Source organism: Nonomuraea pusilla, assembly GCF_900109355.1.
Classification (GTDB): domain Bacteria; phylum Actinomycetota; class Actinomycetes; order Streptosporangiales; family Streptosporangiaceae; genus Nonomuraea; species Nonomuraea pusilla.
Genome location: NZ_FOBF01000055.1, coordinates 1 through 2,652, shown reverse-complemented (window position 1 = coordinate 2,652; position 2,652 = coordinate 1). Strand labels below are relative to the sequence as shown.

General features: G+C 68.7%; 7 protein-coding genes. 1 reads left to right on the top strand and 6 read right to left on the bottom strand.

Going from position 1 to position 2,652, the window contains the following annotated elements; translation table 11 throughout:
- The 3 genes from BMX74_RS42535 to BMX74_RS44785 all read right to left on the bottom strand — a co-directional run.
- Positions 1–229: hypothetical protein (locus BMX74_RS42535; protein ID WP_091106161.1), on the bottom strand; the 229-nt coding region annotated here is incomplete at its 3' end.
- 65 nt (positions 230–294) lie between these two features.
- Positions 295–816 carry a hypothetical protein gene (locus BMX74_RS42530; RefSeq protein ID WP_091106158.1) on the bottom strand — a complete coding sequence of 174 codons (522 nt, stop codon included), beginning with the start codon at positions 814–816 and terminating at the stop codon, positions 295–297.
- A 103-nt stretch (positions 817–919) separates the two neighbouring features.
- Entirely contained in the window at positions 920–1,075 is a 156-nt protein-coding gene (locus tag BMX74_RS44785; RefSeq protein ID WP_177227767.1) for a hypothetical protein, read from the bottom strand.
- 89 nt (positions 1,076–1,164) lie between these two features.
- On the opposite strand from BMX74_RS44785, the gene BMX74_RS42525 reads away from it, so the two are divergent.
- Positions 1,165–1,422 carry a hypothetical protein gene (locus BMX74_RS42525; protein ID WP_091106157.1) on the top strand — a complete coding sequence of 86 codons (258 nt, stop codon included), beginning with the start codon at positions 1,165–1,167 and terminating at the stop codon, positions 1,420–1,422.
- Between the two features lie 4 nt (positions 1,423–1,426).
- Here BMX74_RS42525 and BMX74_RS42520 read toward each other — a convergent pair whose 3' ends face one another.
- The 3 genes from BMX74_RS42520 to BMX74_RS45290 all read right to left on the bottom strand — a co-directional run.
- The gene (locus BMX74_RS42520; protein ID WP_091106155.1) at positions 1,427–1,651 is read right to left on the bottom strand and encodes a hypothetical protein; all 225 of its coding nucleotides are present in this window, start codon (positions 1,649–1,651) and stop codon (positions 1,427–1,429) included.
- Positions 1,648–1,857 (bottom strand): hypothetical protein, encoded by a 210-nt coding sequence (locus BMX74_RS42515; protein ID WP_091106153.1) that lies wholly within the window; start codon positions 1,855–1,857, stop codon positions 1,648–1,650. The genes BMX74_RS42520 and BMX74_RS42515 overlap by 4 nt, the downstream gene beginning before the upstream one ends.
- 338 nt (positions 1,858–2,195) lie before the next feature.
- Positions 2,196–2,652, bottom strand: a 457-nt coding sequence (locus BMX74_RS45290; RefSeq protein ID WP_091106151.1) for a hypothetical protein, incomplete at its 5' end; no start/stop codon positions are given.

The window sequence follows — 2,652 nt, the reverse complement described above, 5'->3', positions numbered from 1 at the left end:
CGGCCACCGAGAGGTCCATGCTGTCGAAGAGGCGGCGGTGCGCCGACGCCACCGTGTAGCCGTTCTGGTCCAGGTAGGTCTTGCTCATGAGCACAACGGCCACAGCGAGCCTCTCGCGAACCGGCCACGCGTCGGACGGGCAGCGGCGGTTCTTCGCGAGCGCCCATCGACAGTGCTCGAAGACAACGTTGGCGAACTGCCCATCTGCGCTCTTGTGGGTGTCCGGCATCTGGTCTCCTACGTCTGCGGGTGATCAGGGAGAGGGGTTGGGCCCCTTGCGGGGCCCGAAGGGTGTCAGGCGAAGTCGTCCACGGCGACGGCCATGGCGAGCCCGGCCAGTGTCACGGTGAGGTGCTGCAGCCGGGTCACCGACTCGTCCGACAGCACCTGCAGCGGACGGCCGCTGCACACGGCTCGGAGCGTCTGCCGAGTGTCGGGGTCGGCGACGTACCACGGCTCGGCCACCGCCCGCAGGGCGACCACCTCGGCCAGCGTCGCCGCCCCAGAGCGGCCCTCGGCGAGGATCGCGCCGATGGCGTCGATCGCCTCGACGATGACGTCAATGTCGAGACCGCAGGCGGGCATCTGGCCGTCGTCGATGCCGGCGGCGATCCGGGCCGCGTCGGGGTCGTCGTCGCCGAAGACAGCCAGGCTGTAGCCGGCGAACGGACCCTCAACACGGCGGAAGGTCGTCACCGGCTCGTCGGCGTACAGGCCGAGGGTGAGGGTGTGCCGCCAGTCGGGCGACGCGTACAGGCGGTCCAGCAGGGTCACGTGGGAGAGGCGGACGGGGGTCGGGGCGAGGGTGATGGTCATCGAGCTTCCTTGGTCGAAGGGCTTGGTCTGGCGTCCATCCCGGGACTCGCACCCGGGCGTCTGCTGGTCGGACTGGGTTGGGCCCCTCTCGGGGCCCGGAGGTCTACCAGTCGGGGCAGAGGGTGGGGTTGATCTCGCGGACCGTCTTCCAGAACAGGTCCTCGCTCTTGGCGTCCATGAAGCTGCTGAAGTCGATGAGGCCCTGCAGGGTGGCGTTGGGGTCGGAGGCGAGGATCTTGGCGGCGGTGGTGGCGGTCATTTCGTGCTCCCTGGTTGCGATTTCCTTATGCGCTACACGCTAGCGCTATCTCTGGCTTAGCGCAAGAGGTTTGCGCTACATTGGTGCGCATGGAGAACGAGGAAGTCGCCAGGCTCCGCGAGGACATCAGGGCCGCCACCCGCAAGTACCGCCGCACCGAGAAGGCCCACGAGCAGGCGCGGGAGGAGCTGATCGCGGCGATCGTCAACGGCCTCCGCAACGGCGTCCGCCCCGCCGAAGCCGAGGAGGATTCGCCCTTCAAGGGCGCGTACATCCGGCGCATCCGAGACGAGCACGGAATCCCCGCGTTCAAGAAGGGCCAGCCCGCCCAGCCCGCCGGCGAGTAGCCGTTCACCGGGACTTCCTCAACCTGCGGAACAGGTCCCACAGCGCCAGCGCGAGGAAGGCCAGCACCACAAGCAGGACGTGCTCGTTGCCGGTCTCCAGTGCGTACCAGGCGAACCAGAAGCTCGCCGCCGCGCTGGCCGTCGCCAGCGTGGCGGCCAAGATGGTGAAGCCTGGGGTGAACGGACGCTCGACGGGTTCGGACAGCCAGCGGAGGAAGCGGCAGATCACCGCTCACCCCTCCCATCTAGGTAGTCGATGCGCCACGTCGGGTGGCAGGAGTGGATGCGCTTGGGGTCATCGTCGAGGCGCACCCGCAGCCCCGCACCCTGGAATCCGACGATGGTGCCGTCCTGGCCTCGGAATTTGATCCGGGCGCCCCGCTTGGCGGGCACCTGGTAGTAGCGGCGGACGTGATCGGCGCTGCCCTTGGCCATCAGGACGCCTCCTTAGCCGCGACAAGAGAAGTTGTCAGTGTGTCCATTCGTTCGAATCTCCCATCGAACAGTGATCTTGAAGCTTGCTTCCCGCCCTGGAGTTCGATCACCAGAGCGGCCCGCGAGGCTGTAGATGCCCCAGAAGCCTCGCGGGACCGGTGGGGGCTACTCGTGGACGGGAGCGGGCTCTACGCGCCCCACAGGGGCTCCAGAGGCGCGCGGAGCGGCATCCCCGCCGGGGCCGAAGGTGCGCGCCGCCGCCTCCCGCACCACCGACACGACCGCTGGCTCCTCGGGCTGGCGCCACAGCCACGACAGGTAGGGCAGAGCGTGGCGGATCACCGGGAGGACCCGTTCAGAGCGCGGGCCACAGCCAGAGCCGCCCGCACGTTCCGCAGCCCCTCGCACTCCTCGTCCTGGCAGCCGAGACACCACTCCACGTCCAAGCCCTCCACGTAGTCGGGGGCAGGCTGGTGGTTGTGTGCGTTGCGGGCGGTCTCCTCCAGCCAGGAGGCGAGAGGCTCCGCCAGGTCCGGATTCATCAGCGCGATCCACCGCGCGTTGCACGGGTTCCTCAGCCCGCCCTTTCGGTAACGCTTCTGACCAGATGCCACCACCTCAGACTCGGGCGTCCCAGTCGGGTAGGCGTGGGAGTAGACAGCGCTCGTCACAGCAGCATCGGGCGACCAGACAGGGGCTGCCTTCCACGGCCCAGCGGCTGTTCCGCGGGCGTTCTCACGCACAAGGCGGGCCGCCTGGCGCAGCTCGTCGCTGAGGGTCTTCTCGGTGTCAGCC